This is a genomic window from Stenotrophomonas sp. YJH_SMC_6 (assembly GCF_059371335.1).
Window position 1 is genome coordinate 165,702 of record NZ_JCAFUM010000011.1, and the last position, 19,020, is coordinate 184,721.

At 67.5% G+C, this 19,020-nt stretch carries 18 protein-coding genes and 1 tRNA gene; 12 read left to right on the forward strand and 7 right to left on the reverse strand.

The features are described 5' to 3' along the window. Positions 1–60: 60 nt before the first annotated feature. From sufT to AC5P9N_RS14135, 3 genes are all read left to right on the forward strand, one after another. Entirely contained in the window at positions 61–612 is a 552-nt protein-coding gene (gene sufT, locus AC5P9N_RS14125; protein ID WP_012479222.1) for a putative Fe-S cluster assembly protein SufT, read from the forward strand. A 59-nt stretch (positions 613–671) separates the two neighbouring features. Next, positions 672–1,766, forward strand: coding sequence for a branched-chain amino acid aminotransferase (locus AC5P9N_RS14130; protein ID WP_005408177.1), 1,095 nt, complete (start codon positions 672–674; stop codon positions 1,764–1,766). 471 nt (positions 1,767–2,237) lie between these two features. Further along, positions 2,238–3,980, forward strand: coding sequence for a S8 family peptidase (locus AC5P9N_RS14135; RefSeq protein WP_164212722.1), 1,743 nt, complete (start codon positions 2,238–2,240; stop codon positions 3,978–3,980). A gap of 120 nt (positions 3,981–4,100) precedes the next feature. Here the strand turns inward: AC5P9N_RS14135 and AC5P9N_RS14140 are convergent, their stop codons facing one another. From AC5P9N_RS14140 to wrbA, 3 genes are all read right to left on the reverse strand, one after another. Continuing rightward, on the reverse strand, positions 4,101–4,586 hold the full coding sequence (locus AC5P9N_RS14140; protein ID WP_010481766.1) for an asparaginase domain-containing protein: 486 nt from the start codon (positions 4,584–4,586) through the stop codon (positions 4,101–4,103). 79 nt (positions 4,587–4,665) lie between these two features. Further along, on the reverse strand, positions 4,666–5,001 hold the full coding sequence (locus AC5P9N_RS14145; RefSeq protein ID WP_099485040.1) for a DUF2069 domain-containing protein: 336 nt from the start codon (positions 4,999–5,001) through the stop codon (positions 4,666–4,668). Continuing rightward, entirely contained in the window at positions 4,998–5,591 is a 594-nt protein-coding gene (gene wrbA / locus AC5P9N_RS14150) for an NAD(P)H:quinone oxidoreductase (RefSeq protein WP_005408181.1), read from the reverse strand. Before wrbA ends, AC5P9N_RS14145 begins: the two co-directional genes overlap by 4 nt. A 77-nt stretch (positions 5,592–5,668) precedes the next feature. Here wrbA and AC5P9N_RS14155 point away from each other — a divergent pair, with 77 nt between their 5' ends. Together AC5P9N_RS14155 and AC5P9N_RS14160 are read left to right on the forward strand one after the other, a co-directional pair. Then, complete coding sequence (locus AC5P9N_RS14155) at positions 5,669–6,943, forward strand: YihY family inner membrane protein (protein ID WP_005408182.1); 1,275 nt, start codon at positions 5,669–5,671, stop codon at positions 6,941–6,943. Next, on the forward strand, positions 6,940–7,509 hold the full coding sequence (locus AC5P9N_RS14160; protein ID WP_005408183.1) for a TlpA family protein disulfide reductase: 570 nt from the start codon (positions 6,940–6,942) through the stop codon (positions 7,507–7,509). The genes AC5P9N_RS14155 and AC5P9N_RS14160 overlap by 4 nt, the downstream gene beginning before the upstream one ends. 608 nt (positions 7,510–8,117) lie before the next feature. On the opposite strand, the gene ppk2 is transcribed toward AC5P9N_RS14160, so the two are convergent. The 4 genes from ppk2 to hemA all read right to left on the reverse strand — a co-directional run bounded on the left by ppk2 (position 8,118) and on the right by hemA (position 13,152). Continuing rightward, positions 8,118–8,900 (reverse strand): polyphosphate kinase 2, encoded by a 783-nt coding sequence (gene ppk2, locus AC5P9N_RS14165; protein WP_005408184.1) that lies wholly within the window; start codon positions 8,898–8,900, stop codon positions 8,118–8,120. A gap of 190 nt (positions 8,901–9,090) precedes the next feature. Beyond that, entirely contained in the window at positions 9,091–10,803 is a 1,713-nt protein-coding gene (locus AC5P9N_RS14170; RefSeq protein ID WP_099484328.1) for an O-linked N-acetylglucosamine transferase, SPINDLY family protein, read from the reverse strand. Positions 10,804–10,808: 5 nt separating this feature from the next. Next, a complete protein-coding gene (prfA, locus tag AC5P9N_RS14175; RefSeq protein ID WP_005412330.1) occupies positions 10,809–11,891 on the reverse strand; it encodes a peptide chain release factor 1 in 1,083 nt (360 codons plus the stop codon). Next, the gene (hemA, locus tag AC5P9N_RS14180) at positions 11,869–13,152 is read right to left on the reverse strand and encodes a glutamyl-tRNA reductase (RefSeq protein ID WP_099484327.1); all 1,284 of its coding nucleotides are present in this window, start codon (positions 13,150–13,152) and stop codon (positions 11,869–11,871) included. Before hemA ends, prfA begins: the two co-directional genes overlap by 23 nt. A 63-nt stretch (positions 13,153–13,215) precedes the next feature. Between hemA and AC5P9N_RS14185 the strand changes: the two genes are divergently transcribed. The 7 genes from AC5P9N_RS14185 to pth all read left to right on the forward strand — a co-directional run bounded on the left by AC5P9N_RS14185 (position 13,216) and on the right by pth (position 18,965). Beyond that, positions 13,216–14,901, forward strand: a complete 1,686-nt coding sequence (locus tag AC5P9N_RS14185; protein WP_180863444.1) for a tetratricopeptide repeat protein — start codon at positions 13,216–13,218, stop codon at positions 14,899–14,901. Beyond that, positions 14,898–15,557 (forward strand): lipoprotein insertase outer membrane protein LolB, encoded by a 660-nt coding sequence (gene lolB, locus AC5P9N_RS14190; RefSeq protein WP_005408189.1) that lies wholly within the window; start codon positions 14,898–14,900, stop codon positions 15,555–15,557. Before AC5P9N_RS14185 ends, lolB begins: the two co-directional genes overlap by 4 nt. After that, entirely contained in the window at positions 15,554–16,423 is an 870-nt protein-coding gene (ispE, locus tag AC5P9N_RS14195; RefSeq protein ID WP_005408190.1) for a 4-(cytidine 5'-diphospho)-2-C-methyl-D-erythritol kinase, read from the forward strand. Before lolB ends, ispE begins: the two co-directional genes overlap by 4 nt. 11 nt (positions 16,424–16,434) lie before the next feature. Further along, positions 16,435–16,511: transfer RNA gene (locus AC5P9N_RS14200), tRNA-Gln, on the forward strand. 140 nt (positions 16,512–16,651) lie between these two features. Then, positions 16,652–17,611, forward strand: coding sequence for a ribose-phosphate diphosphokinase (locus AC5P9N_RS14205; protein WP_005415400.1), 960 nt, complete (start codon positions 16,652–16,654; stop codon positions 17,609–17,611). 109 nt (positions 17,612–17,720) lie between these two features. Then, positions 17,721–18,338 carry a 50S ribosomal protein L25/general stress protein Ctc gene (locus AC5P9N_RS14210; RefSeq protein WP_005408191.1) on the forward strand — a complete coding sequence of 206 codons (618 nt, stop codon included), beginning with the start codon at positions 17,721–17,723 and terminating at the stop codon, positions 18,336–18,338. A 48-nt stretch (positions 18,339–18,386) separates the two neighbouring features. Further along, a complete protein-coding gene (pth, locus tag AC5P9N_RS14215; RefSeq protein ID WP_005408192.1) occupies positions 18,387–18,965 on the forward strand; it encodes an aminoacyl-tRNA hydrolase in 579 nt (192 codons plus the stop codon). The last annotated feature ends 55 nt before the right edge of the window (positions 18,966–19,020 follow it).

Genomic DNA, 19,020 nt, shown 5'->3' on the forward strand with positions numbered 1-19,020 from the left:
GAGCGGCTGGGCTAGAATGCCGTCTTGCGTGGCCCCGGCCACGGCCCCATATCGGTCCCCATGTATTCCCGTAGCAGCGAACCTGTCCACTTCGAGCGCGATTGCGAGGCCGTGATGGTCCCGCAGGGCGATACCGTGACCCTGCCCGCCGGCAGCTATGGGTACATCACCCAGGCGCTGGGCGGCAGTTATTCGGTGTTCGTCGAGGGCAACCTGTTCCGCATCGCCGGCAAGGACGGCGACGCCATCGGCAAGGAGGCACCGGCACCGCTGGAACTGCCGGCCGACGCCACTGATGAACAGGTGGAACAGCTGGTGTGGCAGCAGCTGCGCACCTGCTTCGACCCGGAAATTCCGGTGAACATCGTCGAACTGGGCCTGGTCTACGAGGTCGAGATCAAGCACCTGGACGAAGGCCAGCGCGAGATCGACGTGAAGATGACCCTGACCGCACCGGGCTGTGGGATGGGCGACATCCTGGTCGACGACGTGCGCAGCAAGCTTGAAATGATCCCGACGGTGGCCGAGGCCGACGTCGACCTGGTGTTCGACCCGCCGTGGAACCAGCACATGATGTCCGAGGCGGCCCGGCTCGAGACCGGCATGCTTTGACCCAGGGCCCGCAGTGAAGCGGGCCCGGCACTACCCGCAACCAGAACAGGAATCCTCCGGTGTCCCAGTCCATCCCCAGCTTCGCCGTTACCCGTTCGGACCACCCGCGCAGCGCTGAAGAGCGCGCCAAGATCCTGGAGAAGCCGGGCTTCGGCCTGCACTTCACCGATCACATGGTGGAAGTGCGCTGGGACAAGGATGCCGGCTGGCACAACGCCAACGTGCGTGCCTACGGCCCGTTGCAGCTGGATCCGGCTGCGGCCGTGCTGCACTACGGCCAGGAAATCTTCGAAGGCATCAAGGCCTACCGCCATGCCGATGGCTCGATCTGGACTTTCCGTCCGGATGCCAACGGCCGTCGCCTGCAGCGTTCGGCGCAGCGCCTGGCGCTGCCGGAACTGCCGGTGGAGATCTTCGTCGAATCGCTGAAGCAGCTGATCGCGGTCGACAGCGAGTGGGTGCCGTCGGCCGACGAGTCGAGCCTGTACTTCCGCCCGTTCATGATCGGCGACGAAGCCTTCCTCGGCGTGCGCGGCGCGCACAAGGCCGGCTACTACGTCATCGCCAGCCCGGCCGGCCCGTACTTCGCCAAGGGCGTGGCCCCGGTGTCGATCTGGCTGTCCACCGAATACGCGCGCGCGGCCAAGGGCGGCACCGGCGCCGCCAAGTGCGGTGGCAACTATGCTGCCTCGCTGCTGCCGCAGCAGAAGGCGCAGGCACAGGGCTGCTCGCAGGTGCTGTTCCTCGACCCGGTCGAAGGCAAGTACCTGGAAGAGCTGGGTGGCATGAACGTGTTCCTGGTCTACAAGGACGGCACGCTGGTGACCCCGGAACTGTCGGGCAGCATCCTCGAGGGCATCACCCGCGAGAGCATCCTGCAGCTGGCCCGCGACCGTGGCATGAAGGTCGAAGAGCGCAAGGTCAGCATCGACGAGTGGAAGCAGGGCGTGGCCTCCGGCGAGATCGCCGAAGTGTTCGCCTGCGGCACCGCCGCGGTGGTCACCCCGATCGGCCAGCTGAAGGGCGAGGGCTTCTCGGTGGGCGACATCAACGCGCCGGCCGGCGAAGTGACCATGTCGCTGCGCAAGGAACTGACCGACATCCAGTATGGCCGCCTGCCGGACCGCCACAACTGGCTGGTCAAGCTGGGCTGATCGCCCGCACCGGGTTGTAGACCCGAGCGCGCGCTCGGCTGCGTTGTTCCTGGAAAGCCCGTCCCTATGACGGGCTTTCTGCGTTGTGGACAGGTGGGTGGGGTCAGATCCTTTTCCGTGGGAAAAGGGATCTGGCCCCGGCTCCGACCCCGAATCGGCGGATGCCGATGTCGGCAAAGTCATCGCAGGACAGGTGATGACCCAGTCAGGTCTGTGCAGGACACGAGAAGGTTCCTTCACCTTCACAAACCCTCGACCCGAAAAGTCTCAGAACGAACATTTCATCTTGCTGAAAAGACGCTGAAAATCTTGTGGTGTCCGGTTTCGGCCATTAGCGTCATCTGCACGGCGGATCGTTAGGGGGATCCGCTGACTCACCGGACTTCGAACCTCGCCAATGCAAGCCAGCCCAGGGTTCGGGCCGGTGCTTCTGCCGATTCCGGCATTCACACCACAAGAAAGGGAAATACGATGTCCCAGGTAACGCAACCGCGTGTGCGTCGAGTGTGGGTGGTCCTTGGTGCGTCCGTTCTGTCATCGCTGCTGCTGGCCACGCCTGCGCTGGCCGGTGATGTCCAGCTCAGCGGCCTGCAGTCCGCGCCGACGCACCAGCGCTTCATCGTCAAGTACCGCGACGGCAGCGCCGCCGTGGCCAACACTACTGCGCTGGCTTCGTCGCTGAAGACGGCCGCCGCCGGCCTGGCCAGCAGCCAGGGCCGCGAGCTGGGCCTGCAGCAGGTCCGCAAGCTGGCCGTCGGCCCGACCCTGGTCAAGACCGACCGTCCGCTCGACCAGGCCGAATCCGAACTGCTGATGCGCAAGCTGGCCGCCGACCCGAACGTGGAATACGTCGAAGTCGACCAGATCATGCGCGCGACGCTGACCCCGAACGACACCCGCTTCAGCGAGCAATGGGGCTTCGGCACCTCAAATGCCGGCATCAACATCCGGCCGGCCTGGGACAAGGCCACCGGCACCGGCGTGGTGGCGGCCGTGATCGATACCGGCATCACCAACCATGCCGATCTCAACGCCAACATCCTGCCGGGCTATGACTTCATCAGCGACGCCGCGATGGCGCGTGATGGCGGCGGCCGCGACAACAATCCGAACGACGAAGGCGACTGGTACGGCGCCAACGAGTGTGGCTCGGGCATCCCGGCCTCCAACTCCAGCTGGCACGGCACCCACGTTGCCGGCACCGTGGCGGCGGTGACCAACAACAGTACCGGCGTGGCAGGTACCGCGTTCAATGCCAAGGTCGTGCCGGTGCGCGTGCTCGGCAAGTGCGGCGGCTACACCTCCGACATCGCCGATGCGATCGTGTGGGCGTCCGGTGGCACCGTCAGCGGCGTACCGGCCAACGCCAATCCGGCCGAAGTCATCAACCTCTCGCTGGGCGGCGGTGGCAGCTGCTCGACCACCTACCAGAACGCGATCAACGGCGCGGTCGGCCGTGGCACCACCGTGGTGGTCGCCGCCGGCAACAGCAACACCAACGTGTCCTCGTCGGTGCCGGCCAACTGCCCGAACGTGATCGCGGTGGCGGCGACCACCTCGGCCGGTGCACGTGCCAGCTTCTCCAACTACGGTACCGGCATCGACATCTCGGCACCGGGCCAGAGCATCCTGTCCACCCTCAACACCGGCACCACCACGCCGGGCAGCGCGACCTACGCGTCGTACAACGGCACCTCGATGGCGGCGCCGCACGTGGCCGGCGTGGTCGCGCTGATGCAGTCGGTCGCTCCGAGCCCGCTGAGCCCGGCGCAGGTCGAGAGCATCATCAAGAGCACGGCACGTCCGCTGCCGGGCGCCTGCTCGGGTGGTTGCGGCGCCGGCATCATCGACGCCAATGCCGCCGTGGCCGCGGCGATCAACGGTGGCGGCAACCCGAACCCGGGTGGCAACGTGCTGCAGAACAACGTGCCGGTGACCGGCCTGGGCGCTGCGACCGGTGCCGAGCTGAACTACACCGTCGCGGTTCCGGCCGGCAGCACCCAGCTGCGCGTCGCGATCAGTGGCGGCAGCGGTGATGCCGACCTGTATGTGCGCCAGGGCAGTGCCCCGACCGATACCACCTACACCTGCCGTCCGTACCTGAGCGGCAACAGCGAGACCTGCACCATCAACAGTCCTGCCGCCGGCACCTGGTATGTGCGGGTGAAGGCCTACAGCACCTTCTCGGGCCTGACCCTCAACGCCCAGTACTGAGCCCAAGCCCCTCTCCATGGGCACGCCCCGGCTCAGGCCGGGGCGTTTTTCTTTGGGTAGGTACCGGCCTTGCAAGGGCAGCGCTTTGGTGGGTGCCGACCTTGGTCGGCACGCTGTTCCTCAGACCGACTCGAAGCGGTTGGCGGCCACGTTCTTGCGCACGTGCTGCGGATCGAAGATACGACCGTTCATGGCGATGTATACGCCGCTCGGCAGCGACTGCACCGCACCGATCGCGCAGCCGATGTTGAACTCCGCATCCGACCCACGGAACCGCGCCGGGCTGAGCGCGCCGGTCATCACGATGGTCTTGTCCGGGATCGTCGCCAGCACCTTGCCGGTCTGCACCATCGAGTCGGTGCCGTGGGTCACCAGCACGTGGCGGGTCGGCTGCGCGGCGATGGTGGCGCGGATCAGTTCGCGGTCTTCATCGTTGATGTGCAGCGAATCCTTGCGCAGGATCGGAATCACGTTGAAGCGGAACGTCACGCCCAGCTCGCGCAGGATCATGCCGATCTGGGGGTCGCCGATCTGGTAGTCCGACTTGTCGTCGAAGTAGATCTTGTCGATCGTGCCACCGGTGGTGACGACCAGGAGCTCTTCCATCATGTGCATGCGCGAAACCAGGACAGGTACAGCGGCGCGGGGCCAGGGACACAGATGATACGGCCCGGCGGGCGCAGCGTCAGCGTCGCTTGCCGAAGCGGGCGCGCAGCCCCGGCAGGCTGGCGCTGAAGATCACCAGCAGGGCCAGGGCGATTTCGATCAGCGCCAGCCAGCGTGTTTCCGGGTGGCTCCAGGCGCTCATCACGCCGTGGCTGAACCAGCCCAGCGCCAGTACCGAGGCCCAGAACCAGGCCTTGCGCCAGCCCAGGCGCAGCGCAAAGGCCAGCGCCAGCGGCGGCGCGGTGAACACCAGCTGGGTGGCCAGCCAGTGCTTGTCATTGATGAACCAGCCGGCGAACAGCGCGGCCAGCCCCATCAGGGCCAGCAGCAGGACCGTGCGCGGCGGGCGGCTCATCGGGCCAACCGCTGCGCGATGTCGGCCACCCGGCGGCCCAGCGCGCGGGCCAGCACGGCCTCGTCGTCGGTCGGCTGCGGGTCATCGGCGGCACCGGCCACGTGGCTGGCGCCATAGGGCGTGCCGCCGCTGGTGGTGTGGCTCAACGCCGGTTCGGTGAACGGGATGCCGACGATCACGCAGCCATGGTGCAGCAGCGGCACCTGCATCGACAGCAGGGTCGATTCCTGCCCGCCGTGCATCGAGGCGGTGGAGGTGAACACGCCGGCCGGCTTGCCGGACAGGGTGCCATTGACCCATTCGGCGCCCAGTCCATCCAGGAAGTGCTTGACCGGGGCTGCCATGTTGCCGAAGCGGGTGGGGCTGCCGAGCAGCAGGCCCTGGCATTCCACCAGGTCCTGCACGCTCACATAGGGGGCGCCGTCGTCGGGTACCGGCGGCTGCGCGGTCTGGGTCACGGCGGCCACTGGCGGCACCGTGCGCAGGCGCGCGCTCATGCCCGGCACTTCGCCAATGCCCCGCGCGATCTGGCGCGCCAGCCGTGCCACCGAACCGCCCCGGCTGTAGTACAGCACCAGAATCTCGCCCATCGTGCCCGCTTCTCCTCGTCGTGTGGTCGCCAGTATGGCTATCCTGCCAGCATTCCGCATCGGGTACCCTTCCACCGATGGAACCTTTGGATACGCTCAACCTGTGGATGGAGCGCGCGCGGGATCGCGCACGGGCCATCAGTTTCGGCCGCTTCCTGTGGCATCGCTTCCTCGACGACCGCCTGTTCCAGGCAGCGGCGGCGCTGGCCTACACCACGGTGTTCGCGCTGGTACCGCTGGCCATCGTGGTGTTCGGCGTGCTGTCGGCCTTCCCCGTCTTCGACCGCTGGAGCGACCAGCTCAGCGATTACGTCTTCTCCAACTTCGTGCCCAACGCCGCGCGCGCGGCCGAGGGCTACCTGCGGCAGTTCTCGGCCAGTGCCGGCCAGCTCACCGCCGCCGGCTTCATCGCGCTGGTCGTCTCGCTGCTGATCACCCTCAACAGTGTTGAAGAAACCTTCAACCAGATCTGGCGGGTCGGCTCGACCCGGCCCAAGCTGACCCGTTTCCTGGTCTACTGGACTGTACTGACGCTGGGCGCGATGCTCGCGGCGGCTTCGCTGGCGGTGTCGGCGCGGGTGTTCGCGATGCCGCTGTTCGGCACGCAGGAGGGCCGCTGGCTGGCCGAACTGGCACTGCGGCTGGCGCCGATCCTGATCGAGTTCGTCTGCATCACGCTGATGTTCCGGGTGGTGCCGCACCACACGGTGAAGTGGCGGCATGCAGTGCCTGGCGCCATTCTGGCCGCGGTGATCCTGGAGCTGGTGAAGTGGGGTATCGGCGCCTACCTGGGCAGCTTCCAGTCCTACCAGAAGCTGTATGGCACGGTCGCCTTCGTGCCGATCCTGCTGCTGTGGATCTACCTGTGCTGGGTGGCGGTGCTGCTGGGCGCGTCGTTGTCTTCGTCGATGGCGGCCTTCCGCTACCAGCCGGTGGAACTGCGCCTGCCGCAGGGCTACGAGTTCTATGGCCTGCTGCGCCTGCTCGGCCGCTTCCACCATGCCCGAGCCAAGGGCAAGGGCCTGGCCGATGATGAAATCCTGCGGCTGGAGCCGATGCTGACCGATTCGCTGCTGCAGGACCTGGCCTGCAACCTGCAGGAGATCGGCCTGCTGCGCCGCGATGAACGTGGCGAATGGCTGCTCTCGCGCGACCTGGACCAGGTGAGCCTGGCCGATCTTTACGAATGTACCCAGTTGCGCATTCCGGTAGCCGAGCAGCATCTGCCGTATCGCGACGACAGCCTGGGCCGTGCCGCATTGGCGGCGCTGGATGATCTGCGGCTGCCCCTGCGTGAACGCCTGAAGCGCAAGGTCAGCGATATCTATACCGACTCTGGAGACATGCCATGACCCGCAAGACCCCGTTGCTGCTCCCGCTGGCCCTGCTGCTGGCACTGTCGGCCTGCAAGCCGGCCCAGGAGCCGACGCCGGCCAGCAGCCAACCGCCGGCGCAGGCACCGACGCCGACCGCACCGGCGCCGGTCGAGGAAACCCCGGCCGAGCGCACCACCGCCGAGTTCCCGACGCTGAAGATGAAGGCGGTGGATGGCAGCGACTACGACCTGGCCGCGCACCGCGGCAAGTGGGTGGTGGTGAACTTCTGGGCGACCTGGTGTGCCCCGTGCCGCAAGGAGATGCCCGAGCTGTCGGCGCTGCATGCGATGCGCAGCAACATCGAAGTGGTCGGCCTGGCCTACGAGGACATCGAAGTGCCGGAAATGCAGTCGTTCCTGACCAAGCATCCGGTGACCTATCCGATCGTGATCGTGGACCCGTTCGATCCGCCGGCCGATTTCGCCACTCCGCGCGGCCTGCCGCTGACGCACCTGCTGGATCCACAGGGCAAGCTGGCGCACACCTTCCTCGGCCCGGTGACGGCCGCCGACATCGAAAAGCAGATCGCTGCTGCCAAGTAATGGGGTTGGGCGGCAGGGCCTGCGGCCCTGCACCCGCGGTAGTGCCGGCCGCTGGCCGGCAACCCCAGCAAAAGCAACAGCAACAGCGGGCTATCCGTGGGATGGCGGGGCGGTGTCGGAGTGCGGGGACGCTGCAAGTACGTCCCTGTAAGCTTGGCAGCCGCATCCATGCGGCTGACACCCCGCACTCCGACACCGCCCCACCTCTGACAGATTCCTCATGTCTGGTAGATCCACGCCATGCGTGGATGATTCTCCAGACAAATCGAATATTTCGAATTGAATTCGAAGAGCATCCACGCATGGTGTGGATCAACGACAGATCGCGGAGAACTGTCGAAGGCGGGGTGGGTCCGGGTGCGGGGGCGTGAGCCGCATGGGCGCGAGGCACGCCTCGGGCGGGGTGGGCAGGACGCCCAACCCCGGTCTTGCCGTGTGCGCAGGACAGCGCACACGAGCAAGCCGCGACCGAGCTTACATGGACGTACTTGCAGCGCCCCCCGCACCCGGACCCGCCCCGCCATCCCTCAGGAAGCCCGCCGTTGCTGTTGCTGTTGCCGTTGCTCTGGCTTCGGCAGGTGCAGGGCCGCAGGCCCTGCCGACCTACCCTAATCCTCGACCGGGAAGTCCTCGATCGGCTTCAGCACATCGTAGTGCTCGCGATGCAGCTTGCCCTTCAGCTTCGGCAGCTCCGGCAACGGTGCATCCACGCGCGTGTCCGGCAACCGGTCCAGCAGGTTGCGCACCAGCGTCAGCCGGCCCAGCCGCTGGTCGTTGAAATCCACCAACGTCCACGGTGCCGCCTCGCGATGGGTCGCGCGCAGCATCGCCTCGCGCGCCTCGGTGTAGGCGCTGTACTTGCTGCGGGATTTCAGGTCCACCGGGGAGAGCTTCCAGCCCTTCAGCGGATCGAGATGGCGCTCGGCGAAGCGCTTCTCCTGCTGCTCCTGGTCCACGCACAGCCAGTACTTGAACAGCAGGATGCCGTCGTCCACCAGCAGCTGTTCGAACACCGGCGCCTGGCGCAGGAACTGCTGGTACTCGGTCTCGCTGCAGTAGCCCATCACCCGTTCGACGCCTGCGCGGTTGTACCAGCTGCGGTCCATCAGAACGATCTCGCCGGCGGCGGGCAAGTGCGAGGCGTAGCGCTGGAAGTACCACTGCGTGGCTTCGCGGTCGGTGGGCTTGGGCAGCGCCACCACCCGGCACTGGCGCGGGTTGAGGTGCTGGCTGATGGCCTGGATCGCGCCGCCTTTGCCTGCCGTGTCGCGCCCTTCGAACAGCACCAGCAGGCGCTGTCCGCTGTGCTGCACCCAGCGCGCCATGGCGGTCAGTTCCAGCTGCAGCGGCAGCAGCAGTTCGTCGTAGTCCTTGCGCTTGAGCTTGGCCATCGTCACACCACGCGGGGAGGAAGCCCGAGCGTAGCGCAGGGGCTGCCCAGGCGATGTCGACGCCGGGTAGAGTCGACGGTCAGTCGACTATCGCGCGCAGCGCGGGGTTTTCGGCTTCCTGCCGAGGGCAGTCGACCAGCAGTCGACTCTACCCAGTCGACGTCATCCAATCGACATTACCCAGCCGACATTACCCCGTCGGTTCGGTTGTTCCCAGCCAGCCGTGTTCGCGCGCCAGCTGCTGCACCAACGCCGACAGATCGCGGGCAAACCCGTCCATGTCGAACAGCCCGCTGCGCTCGCGCGCCTGTGCCAGTTCAGCGCGCAACGCCGCCAGTGCTGCAGGGTCGTTGCCCAGCGCGCTGGCGGTGGTGATGAACGCCGCATCGTCGGCGACATTCATCCGTGCCATTCCCAGATGGTGGTTGAGGCTGCCGGCCACGCGCGCGGCGAAGGTGTCACCCGGGCAGGTAAGCACCGGGCAGCCGGCCCACAGCGCATCGGAGGCGGTGGTGTGCGCGTTGTACGGATGCGTGTCGAGGAACAGGTCGGCCAGCGGGTAACGGGCCAGGTACTGCGGATGCGGCAGCTTGGCCATGAACACCAGGCGCGCCGGGTCCAGGCCGGCAGCCTGCGCGGCCGTGCGCAGGCGGGCGTCGGCCTGGCCCGGTCCGGACAGCAGCCACAGTACGCTGCCGGGCACTGCCTGCAGCACTGCGAAGGCACGGCCCATGCTGCGCGGGTTGAGCTTGTAGCTGTTGTTGAAACAGCAGAACACCACGCCCTGCGCGGGCAGTCCGCAGTCCGCACGGGTCGGCGCAGGCTCCAGCACGCGCGTATTGTCTGACGGCTGGAAGGCTCGTGGCAGGCGCAGCACGCGTTCGCTGTAGCACGGCTCCAGTGCCGGCGGCAGGGCGAAGGCATCGCCGACCACCGCGTCCATCCACGGCGCCCCCGACGTGCCCGGATAGGCCAGCCAGTTCAACTGCAGCGCGGCAGGGCGCATCGCCAACACTTCCGGCGTGCCGCCACCGCCCCAGCCGCGCAGGTCGAACAGCAGGTCGATGCCCTGTGCGCGGATGCGTGCGGCGGTATCGGCATGTCGCAGGCCAGCCACATCATGCAGCTGCGCCGCTGCCTGCAGCCGCTGGCGGATGCGGCTGCCGTCGTCGCGGTTCAGTGCGAACAGATGCAGTTGCAGTGCGGCGTCGCGACGCAGCTGCTCGAACAACGCCACGGTCAGCAATCCGGTCGGATGTGCGCCGAACCCATTGGAGAGGAAGCCGACGCGCAGCGGGCCGTGCGGGCGCACCGTTGCCGGCGGCAATGGCCGCACCGAGGCAGCCAGGGCCAGCGCACGGGTGTGCGCGCAGGCCAACTGTTCGGCAGCGCTGGCGTCCTCGCTGAGGAAGGCGAACGGCTCGACCACGCCCTGGCCGCTGGCAACGGCGGCGCGCACCTGTGCCGCCAGCGTGTCCAGGTCCTGCCAATCGCACAGGCGGCGCTGCCAGGCCAGGCGCTGGGCGGCGATGTACGGCTCGGCCGGCATCAGCCCATGCGCGCGTCGATAGGCCGCCGACGCGCCTTCGGCATCATCGGCATCTTCCAGTGCATGGCCCAGCCACAGTGCAATGCCGGGATGCTGCGGTGCCAATGCCGAGGCCTGGCCGAGCAGCTTGGCCGCATCGCCATGTGCACCGGCCATCCACGCCACGCGGCCCAGCCGTGCCAGCGCTTCGGGGTGATTCGGGCGCAGCTGCAGCGCACGTCGCGCGGCCTGTTCGCCGGCAGCGATGTCGCCGGCTTCCAGTTCCACGTCGGCCAACATCACCCAGGCGACGAAGTCGTCGGGCTGGCGGGCGATCGCTTGCTGCAGTTGCTGTCGCTGCTGCCAGGCCGACATCGTGCTCAGCCCGCCGACAGCTGGGCCAGGGCGTCGACCTGGTGTTCGTGGCTGAGCCGCTGCAGCAGCGGATCGAGGTCGCCGGCCAGGATATTGGGCAAGTCGTACAGGGTCAGGCCCTCCACGCGGTGGTCGGTGATGCGCCCCTGCGGGAAGTTGTAGGTGCGGATGCGCTGGCTGCGGTCACCACTGCCGACCTGCAGGCGCCTCGACTCGGCCTGGGCCGCGTCCTGGCGTTGGCGCTCGGCGTCGAGCAGCTGCGCTTTCAGGCGCTTCATCGCCTTGTCGCGGTTGGCGTGCTGGCTGCGTTCGGTCTGGCATTCCACCACCACGCCGGTCGGTACGTGGGTGATGCGGATCGCCGACTCGGTCTTGTTGACGTGCTGGCCACCGGCGCCGGAGGAGCGGAACGTATCCACCTTCAGGTCGGCCGGGTTGATGACGATGTCATCGACTTCGTCGGCCTCCGGGATGATCGCCACGGTGGCCGCCGAGGTATGGATGCGGCCCTGCGATTCGGTGGCCGGCACGCGCTGCACACGGTGCGTGCCCGATTCGAACTTCAGGCGCGAGAACGCACCACGGCCGACCACCCGTGCCACCACCTCCTTGTAGCCACCGTGCTCGCCGGGATTGTCCGATTCGATCTCGACCTTCCAGCCCTGGCGCTCGGCATAGCGGGCGTACATGCGGAACAGGTCGCCGGCGAAGATCGCCGCCTCATCGCCACCGGTGCCGGCGCGCACTTCCAGGAACAGGTTGCCTTCGTCGCGCGGGTCGCGCGGTACCAGCAGCAGCGCCAGCTCCTGCTCCAGTTCCAGCAGGCGCGCCTGCGCGGCGGCGATTTCCTCGTCGGCCAGCTCGCGCAGGTCGGGGTCGGCGCGCATGCCTTCCGCGGCGGCCAGATCAGCCTTGGCACGGGATTCATCGGCCAGGGCGATGGCGATCGGTTCAAGTTGGGCGAATTCGCGCGAAAGGTCGCGGAAACGGGTGTTGTCGGCGACCACGTCGGGTTCGGCGAGCAGGCGTTCCAGTTCTTCGCGGCGCTCGGCCAGCGCTTCCAGCTTACGGCGCAGGGTCGGCGTCATCGGGTCTCACGGGTGGGTGGCGGTAACCCGGCGTAGCCGGGAACAGGCGCTCGGCGGCGCGGGTCAGGTCGGCATCGCCGCTCAGTGCGGCAGCGCGCAGGGCAGCGGTAGGAGGATGCAGCAATCGATTGGTCAGGCCGTGCGCCAGCAGTTCCAGCACTTCGTCGGCCGGCTTGCCGTTGGCCAGCTGCTGGCGCGCGCGTTCCAGCAGTTCAGTGCGGGTGGCCTCGCCGAACGCACGCAGCTGTCGTAGCGGCGCCTGGTGGGCGCTGGCCTGCTGGGTCTCGATAAAACGCGATACCTGAAGGTCGATGATCGCCTCGGCCTCGGCGGCCGCCTCGCGGCGTCCGCGGCGGTTGTCTTCCACCGCGCGCTCCAGGTCGTCGACGGTGTAGAGGAAGGCGTCGTTGAGCGTGCCGACCTCCGCCTCGATGTCACGCGGCACGGCCAGGTCGAACAGCAGCATCGGCTTGTGCCGGCGCGCGCGCAGGGCCTTGGCCACCATCTCGCGGTGGATCACCGGTTCGCGCGCAGCGGTGGCCGAGAACACCACGTCGGCCTCGCCCAGGTGGCGGTCCAGTTCGGTCAGCGGCAGGGCTACGCCACCATGGCGGCTGGCAAGTTCCTGCGCGTGGGCGAGGGTGCGGTTGGCGATCAGCAGCCGACGTACCCTGCCTTCGCTCAGGTGCCGTGCAGCCAGTTCGATGGTCTCGCCGGCACCGACCAGCAGCACGGTGGAATCGTCCAGCCGCGCGAACGCGTTCTGCGCCAGGCGCACCGCCGCCGACGCCACCGATACCGGGTTGGCGCCGACCTGGGTATCGGTGCGCGCACGCTTGGCCACCGAGAAGGTCTGCTGGAACAGGCGGTCCAGGCGCTGGCCGAGCAGGCCGTGGTCACGCGCGGTCGACCATGCGTCCTTCACCTGGCCGAGGATCTGCGGTTCGCCCAGCACCATCGAGTCCAGGCCGGTGGCGACCCGGAACAGGTGGCGTACGGCTTCTGCATCGGCATGCTGGTACAGGTAGCCCTGCAGGTCGCCGGCCTGGGCCTGCAGCCACTGGTCCAGTGCCTGTGCCGAATCGGCCACGGCATACAGCTCGGTGCGGTTGCAGGTGGACAGCAGCACCGCCTCGGCGATCTGCGGAGTATCGCGCAGCGAACCGAGCGCGCGCGGCAACGCCTCACCGGCGAAGGCCGCGCGCTCGCGCAGCTCCACCGGTGCGGTCTGGTGATTCAGTCCGAGCACCCACAGGGTCATTGTTCAGTTGCTTGCGATAAGCTGCTGGCCATTGGACGACATTTTAAGGCCCCGATGCCGACGATGCCCGCATTGATTCGCATCCCCAGTGTTCTGCTGCTGTCCCTGGCCTGCAGCCAGGCCCTGGCGGCGGTGCCGGCCAAGGCCCCCGTACGGGCCCCGGCCACTGAGGAACTGGCGCTGGAACCGGTGATGGCCGGTGAGTTCGCGCTGCAGGCTGGCAAGCTGGCCGAGGCGGCCCGCTGGTACCTGCAGGCCGCCCAGCAGACCGACGGCGACGCCGGCCTGGCCGAGCGCGCGACCCGCATTTCCATGCTCGCCAACGATGACGCCAGCGCCGCCAAGGGCCTGGCCCTTTGGCAGCAGCGCGCGCCCAGCTCGTTGACCATGCGCAGTGCCGCTGCCGCGCTGGCCATGCGCCAGGGCGATGTGAAGGCAGCGCGTGGCGATCTGCAGGCCTTGCTGGCCGACCCGGATGAACGTGGCTGGAAGTTCGCCCTGGCCGCCCTGATCGGCGGCGGCCGCGACCCGGCAGTGCCGGCGCAGGTGCTGGGCGAGCTGGTCGACGCCAACGCCATTCCGCCGAAGATCGAGGCGTGGCAGGAGTTCGGACGCCTTGCCCTGCGCATGGACAAGCCCGAGCTGGCGCGGCGCATGATCGACGAAGTGGTCAAGCGCTTCCCCGAAGAACCGCGTGTGGCGCTGCTGCGCGCCAGCCAGCTGCAGCAGGCCGGGGAGACCGGCAAGGCGCTGTCGCTGCTGCACGATGTGGAGCCGAAGACCCGCCAGGACCCGGAACTGCGCAATGCAGTGGCCATTGCCTATGACAGCCTCGGCCAGCCAGCCGCCGCCGAGCGCGTGCTGGCGTTCGGCCCGCAGGACGTGCAGACCTGGGGCATGCGCGCCTCGCTGTTGGCCAAGCAGGGCGACAAGGCCGCGCTGTCCAACCTCTACAACGAACTGTCGCGGCAGGCGGCCAAGCCGGACCCGGCGCAGCGCCTGCTGCTGGGCAAGATCGCCGAATACCTGAAGCGTTATCCCGAGGCGGTGCAGTGGTACCACAGCTTGCCCGGTGGCGATGAACTGAGCGAGGCGCGCCTGCGCGCGGCCAACGCCCAGGCTCTGGCCGGGCGCCTGCCGCAGGCTTTGGATGAAGTGCACGCGATCCAGTCCGATGCGGTGGTCGACGACGATGTGCGCCGCGATGCCTACCTGCTGGAAGCCGAACTGCGCCAGCGTGCTGACGACAGTGCCGGGGAGCTGGATGCACTGGCCCGCGGCCTGGCCGCCTACCCGGATGACAACGGCCTGCTGTACGCCCGTGCGCTCACCTGGGAACGCCGCGACGACATCCCGCGCGCCGAGGCCGACCTGCGCAAGATCCTGGTGACCGACCCGGAGAACGTGCCGGCATTGAACGCGCTGGGTTACACCCTGGCCGATCGCACCGGTCGCCTGCAGGAAGCGCTGGAGCTGATCGACCGCGCCCGCGTGGCCGAACCGGACAACGCTGCCATCGTCGACAGCTATGGCTGGGTGCTGTATCGCCTGGGCCGCAAGGAAGAAGCACTGGTGCAGCTGCGCCGTGCCTGGACCCTGGCCAAGGACCCCGAGATCGCCGCCCATGTCGGCGAAGTGTTGTGGGTGCTGGGCAAGCATGACGAGGCCCGCCATTTCTTCGACGAAGCGGCCAAGCTCGACCCTGAAAACCGCGCGCTGCTGCGCGCCCGTGAGAAATTCAATCCATGAGTGTTTCCCTGATCCGGCCGCTGCTGTTGGCAACCGCGGCCCTGGCGCTGACCGCCTGTACCAGCGTAGGCACGCAGAAGATCCCGGCGCCGGCGGTGGTCGAGGTTGTTTCGGCCGAAGCGGCGCAGGCCGAGGCGGCGCGCGTGGCCGCGCTGCAGGCACAGCCGGACTGGGCTTTCCAGGGCCGGGTCGCGGTCAGCAAGGGCAAGGATGGCGGCAGCGGACGCATCGACTGGAAGCAGGAAGGACGCCGCTATGTGGTTGAGCTGAGCGCGCCGGTGACCCGGCAGAGCTGGAAGCTGACCGGCGATACCCATTCCGAAGCCGGTCGGCTGGAAGGATTGGCCGGCGGGCCGCGTGACGGCGAAGACGCCCAGCAACTGCTGCTGGAGGCGACCGGCTGGGACATCCCGGTCAACCAGCTGCCGGCGTGGATCCGTGGCCTGGTGGCCGGTGATGCTGCCGGTCCGGAGAAGGTCGAGCGTGATGGTGAAGGCCGGCCGCGTCGCATGCAGCAGATGGGCTGGCAGGTGCAGTACCTGGACTGGTACCCGGCCGAGGCCGGGCGCCCGGCGCTGCCGCGCCGGATCGAGGCCAGCAATGGCGACGCCAAGGTGCGCCTGCTGGTCGACCAATGGGGGCAGGGCACCCCATGAGTGCCGGGCGCGATGACACGGGCTGGTCCTGGTGGCCGGCCCCGGCCAAGCTGAACCTGTTCCTGCACATCACCGGCCGCCGTGCCGATGGCTACCACGAGCTGCAGACCGTGTTCCGCCTGCTGGACTGGGGCGACCGCATCGGTCTGCGCCTGCGCGAAGACGGCCAGGTGCGCCGGCAGGGCGAGGGGCTGGCTGGCGTGGCCGAGGCGGATGACCTGGCGGTCCGCGCCGCGCGGCTTCTGAAAGATGCGGCCAATATCGTGCAAGGCGCGGACATCATCGTCGAAAAACACGTTCCTGCAGGTGGTGGCTTTGGCGGCGGTTCGTCCGACGCGGCCACCGTACTGGTGGTGCTGAACCGGCTCTGGCGTGCCGGTCTGGACGAGGACGCGCTTGCTGCGCTGGGACTGCGCCTGGGCGCTGACGTGCCGGTGTTCGTGCGCGGGCGCAATGCTTGGGCCGAAGGGGTGGGTGAGCGCCTGCAGCCGATCGTGCTGGAGCCGGCCTGGTATGTGGTGGTTGAACCGGGTGTTCATGTTCCCACCCCGGCTCTGTTCGCAGACCCGGATTTGACGCGCGGCAGCCCAGTGGCGAAAATAGAGGACTTCGCTTCCGGGACCTTGGTCGGGAACGCGTTCGAACCGGTGCTGCGCCGCCGTGAGCCTGCCGTCGAGGCAGCGTTCGCCGCGTTGAGCGACATCGGCACGGCGCGGCTGACCGGTTCGGGAAGTGGTTGTTTCGTCGAGTTCGCATCGCAGTCTGCCGCAGAGCAGGGACGGTCGAAGTTGCCGAAGGAGTTGCGGGCAAGGGTGGCAGCGGGCGTTGCGCGTTCGCCACTGCTGGATGCACTCGAGCAACACTGATTTATCAATGCAGGGGCGTCGCCAAGAGGCCCAAGGCACCAGGTTTTGATCCTGGCATTCGTAGGTTCGAATCCTACCGCCCCTGCCAATAGCGGCTGTGTCCGCGCCTTCCAGCGCATCGCCCGCGCGGGACGTGGAAACAACCGCGGTGTTGTCAGCAGCAAGGGTCCATCGGGGTCCTTGCCGACTCCGGATCCCCGCCACTCGTCCCCGCCCGAGACAATCATGATGCAAGAGTCCCCGAACCTGCTGGTCTTTTCCGGCAACGCCAACAAACGTCTGGCGCAGAACATCTGCAAGGAACTGGGGGTTCGCCCGGGCAAGGCGCTGGTCTCGCACTTCTCCGATGGTGAAGTGCAGGTGGAGATCGAAGAGAACGTCCGCAAGCAGGACGTGTTCGTGATCCAGCCGACCTGCGCGCCGAGCGCGGAAAACCTGATGGAACTGCTGGTGCTGATCGACGCGCTCAAGCGCGCATCGGTGGCCAGCGTGACCGCCGTGGTGCCGTACTTCGGCTACTCGCGGCAGGATCGCCGCATGCGTTCCTCGCGCGTGCCGATCACCGCCAAGCTGGCGGCGAAGATGTTCAGCACCGCTGGCGCTGATCGCGTGCTGACCGTCGACCTGCACGCCGACCAGATCCAGGGCTTCTTCGATATTCCGGTGGACAACGTGTATGCGTCCCCGCTGCTGCTGGCCGACATCTGGCGCGCCTACGGCACCGAGAACCTGATCGTCGTGTCGCCGGACGTGGGCGGCGTGGTCCGCGCCCGTGCCGTGGCCAAGCGCCTGGATGACGCCGACCTGGCGATCATCGACAAGCGCCGCCCGCGCGCCAACGTCTCCACCGTGATGAACATCATCGGTGACGTCGAAGGCAAGACCTGCGTGATGGTCGATGACATCGTCGACACCGCCGGCACCCTGTGCGCTGCTGCTGCTGCCCTGAAGGCGCGCGGTGCGCTCAAGGTCGCCGCCTACTGCACCCACGCGGTGCTGTCGGGCCCGGCGGTGGACAACATCACCAATTCCCAGCTCGACGAGCTGGTGGTGACCGACACCATCCCGCTGAAGGACGCGGCGCGGGTGTGCAGCAAGATCCGCCAGCTGAGCGTGGCAGAAATGCTGGCCGAAACGATGCGCCGCATCGCCTTCGGCGAGTCGGTCAGCTCGCTGTACGTCGACTGAGTTTTTCGCCCCTGCCGGCAACGGCGGGGGCATACCCGGATGCTTCTGGTCGCGGAAGCATCTTCAACCGCCACGCCGCAGGGCGCGGCAACAACCTGAGTAGTCGAAAATGTCGAAGACCCATGAAATCAAGGTCACCAAGCGTGAACTGCAGCGTAAGGGTGCGAGCCGCCGCCTGCGTCACGCCGGTGTGATCCCGGCCATCGTGTACGGCGGCAACGCCGAGCCGGTCGCCATCAGCCTGGACCACAACGAAATCTGGCTGGCCCAGCAGAACGAGTGGTTCTATGCCTCGATCCTGGACCTGAACCTGGATGGCCAGGTGCAGAAGGTCCTGCTGCGTGACATGCAGCGCCACCCGTACAAGCAGCTGATCATGCACCTGGACTTCCAGCGCGTGAACGAGAACGAAGCCCTGACCGCTTCGGTCCCGCTGCACTTCGTCAACGAAGACACCTCGCCGGCCGGCAAGGCTGCCGACGTCGTGGTCACCCACGAACTGAAGGAAGTGACCATCACCTGCCTGCCGAAGGACCTGCCGGAGTCGATCGAAGTCGACCTGGGCGAGCTGAAGGCCGGTGACGTGGTGTACCTGTCCGACATCAAGCTGCCGAAGGGCGTGGAAATCCCGGCCCTGGCGCTGGGCAAGGACCACGACGACGCCATCGTCACCGCCAAGGCCGGCAAGGCCGACGAGGCTGACGAAGAAGCGGCTGCCGCCGAGTAATACCGTTACGGTGCCTGCCTCCGGGCAGGCACCGTACTGGAAGGAACCATGGCAGGACTGCGACTGATCGTCGGTCTGGGCAATCCCGGATCGGAACACGCCCGGACCCGGCACAATGCCGGGTTTCATTTCGTTGAGGCCCTGGCGGAGAAAGCCGGTGCGCGATGGAATGTGGACAGCAAGCTGTTCGGTGAGACCGCCAAGGTCGAGATCGCCGGGCAGACGGTGTGGCTGCTCAAGCCCGCCACCTTCATGAACCTCAGCGGCAAGTCGGTCACCGCCGCACAGCGGTTCTGGAAGATCGAACCGGAAGAAACCCTGCTCGCACACGACGAACTGGACCTGGCGCCCGGCGTGGCGCGGCTGAAGTTCGACGGTGGCCACGGCGGCCAGAACGGCCTGCGCGACACCATCCGCCTGCTCGGCCACGGCAAGTTCCATCGCCTGCGCGTGGGCATCGGCCATCCCGGCCACAAGGACCGCGTAGTGGGTTGGGTGCTGGGGCGCCCGTCCAAGGAGGACGACGTGCTGATCGCACGCGCCATCGACGATGCGATCGACGTGATGCCGCTGGCGGTACAGGGCGATTTCAGCGAAGCGATGAAGCGGCTGCACACCCCGAAATAAGCTGTAGGTACAGACCGTTGGTCGGTGTGGAACCATCCAATCCGCTAGGTACCGG

What these genes read in the sequence shown, in the direction of transcription:
- sufT (WP_012479222.1), top strand. Translation starts at nt 61, where the DNA reads ATGTATTCCCGTAGCAGCGAACCTGTCCACTTCGAGCGCGATTGCGAG.
- AC5P9N_RS14135 (WP_164212722.1), top strand. Translation starts at nt 2,238, where the DNA reads ATGTCCCAGGTAACGCAACCGCGTGTGCGTCGAGTGTGGGTGGTCCTT.
- AC5P9N_RS14140 (WP_010481766.1), bottom strand. Translation starts at nt 4,586, where the DNA reads ATGGAAGAGCTCCTGGTCGTCACCACCGGTGGCACGATCGACAAGATC.
- AC5P9N_RS14145 (WP_099485040.1), bottom strand. Translation starts at nt 5,001, where the DNA reads ATGAGCCGCCCGCCGCGCACGGTCCTGCTGCTGGCCCTGATGGGGCTG.
- wrbA (WP_005408181.1), bottom strand. Translation starts at nt 5,591, where the DNA reads ATGGGCGAGATTCTGGTGCTGTACTACAGCCGGGGCGGTTCGGTGGCA.
- AC5P9N_RS14155 (WP_005408182.1), top strand. Translation starts at nt 5,669, where the DNA reads ATGGAACCTTTGGATACGCTCAACCTGTGGATGGAGCGCGCGCGGGAT.
- AC5P9N_RS14160 (WP_005408183.1), top strand. Translation starts at nt 6,940, where the DNA reads ATGACCCGCAAGACCCCGTTGCTGCTCCCGCTGGCCCTGCTGCTGGCA.
- ppk2 (WP_005408184.1), bottom strand. Translation starts at nt 8,900, where the DNA reads ATGGCCAAGCTCAAGCGCAAGGACTACGACGAACTGCTGCTGCCGCTG.
- AC5P9N_RS14170 (WP_099484328.1), bottom strand. Translation starts at nt 10,803, where the DNA reads ATGTCGGCCTGGCAGCAGCGACAGCAACTGCAGCAAGCGATCGCCCGC.
- prfA (WP_005412330.1), bottom strand. Translation starts at nt 11,891, where the DNA reads ATGACGCCGACCCTGCGCCGTAAGCTGGAAGCGCTGGCCGAGCGCCGC.
- hemA (WP_099484327.1), bottom strand. Translation starts at nt 13,152, where the DNA reads ATGACCCTGTGGGTGCTCGGACTGAATCACCAGACCGCACCGGTGGAG.
- AC5P9N_RS14185 (WP_180863444.1), top strand. Translation starts at nt 13,216, where the DNA reads ATGCCCGCATTGATTCGCATCCCCAGTGTTCTGCTGCTGTCCCTGGCC.
- lolB (WP_005408189.1), top strand. Translation starts at nt 14,898, where the DNA reads ATGAGTGTTTCCCTGATCCGGCCGCTGCTGTTGGCAACCGCGGCCCTG.
- ispE (WP_005408190.1), top strand. Translation starts at nt 15,554, where the DNA reads ATGAGTGCCGGGCGCGATGACACGGGCTGGTCCTGGTGGCCGGCCCCG.
- AC5P9N_RS14205 (WP_005415400.1), top strand. Translation starts at nt 16,652, where the DNA reads ATGCAAGAGTCCCCGAACCTGCTGGTCTTTTCCGGCAACGCCAACAAA.
- AC5P9N_RS14210 (WP_005408191.1), top strand. Translation starts at nt 17,721, where the DNA reads ATGTCGAAGACCCATGAAATCAAGGTCACCAAGCGTGAACTGCAGCGT.
- pth (WP_005408192.1), top strand. Translation starts at nt 18,387, where the DNA reads ATGGCAGGACTGCGACTGATCGTCGGTCTGGGCAATCCCGGATCGGAA.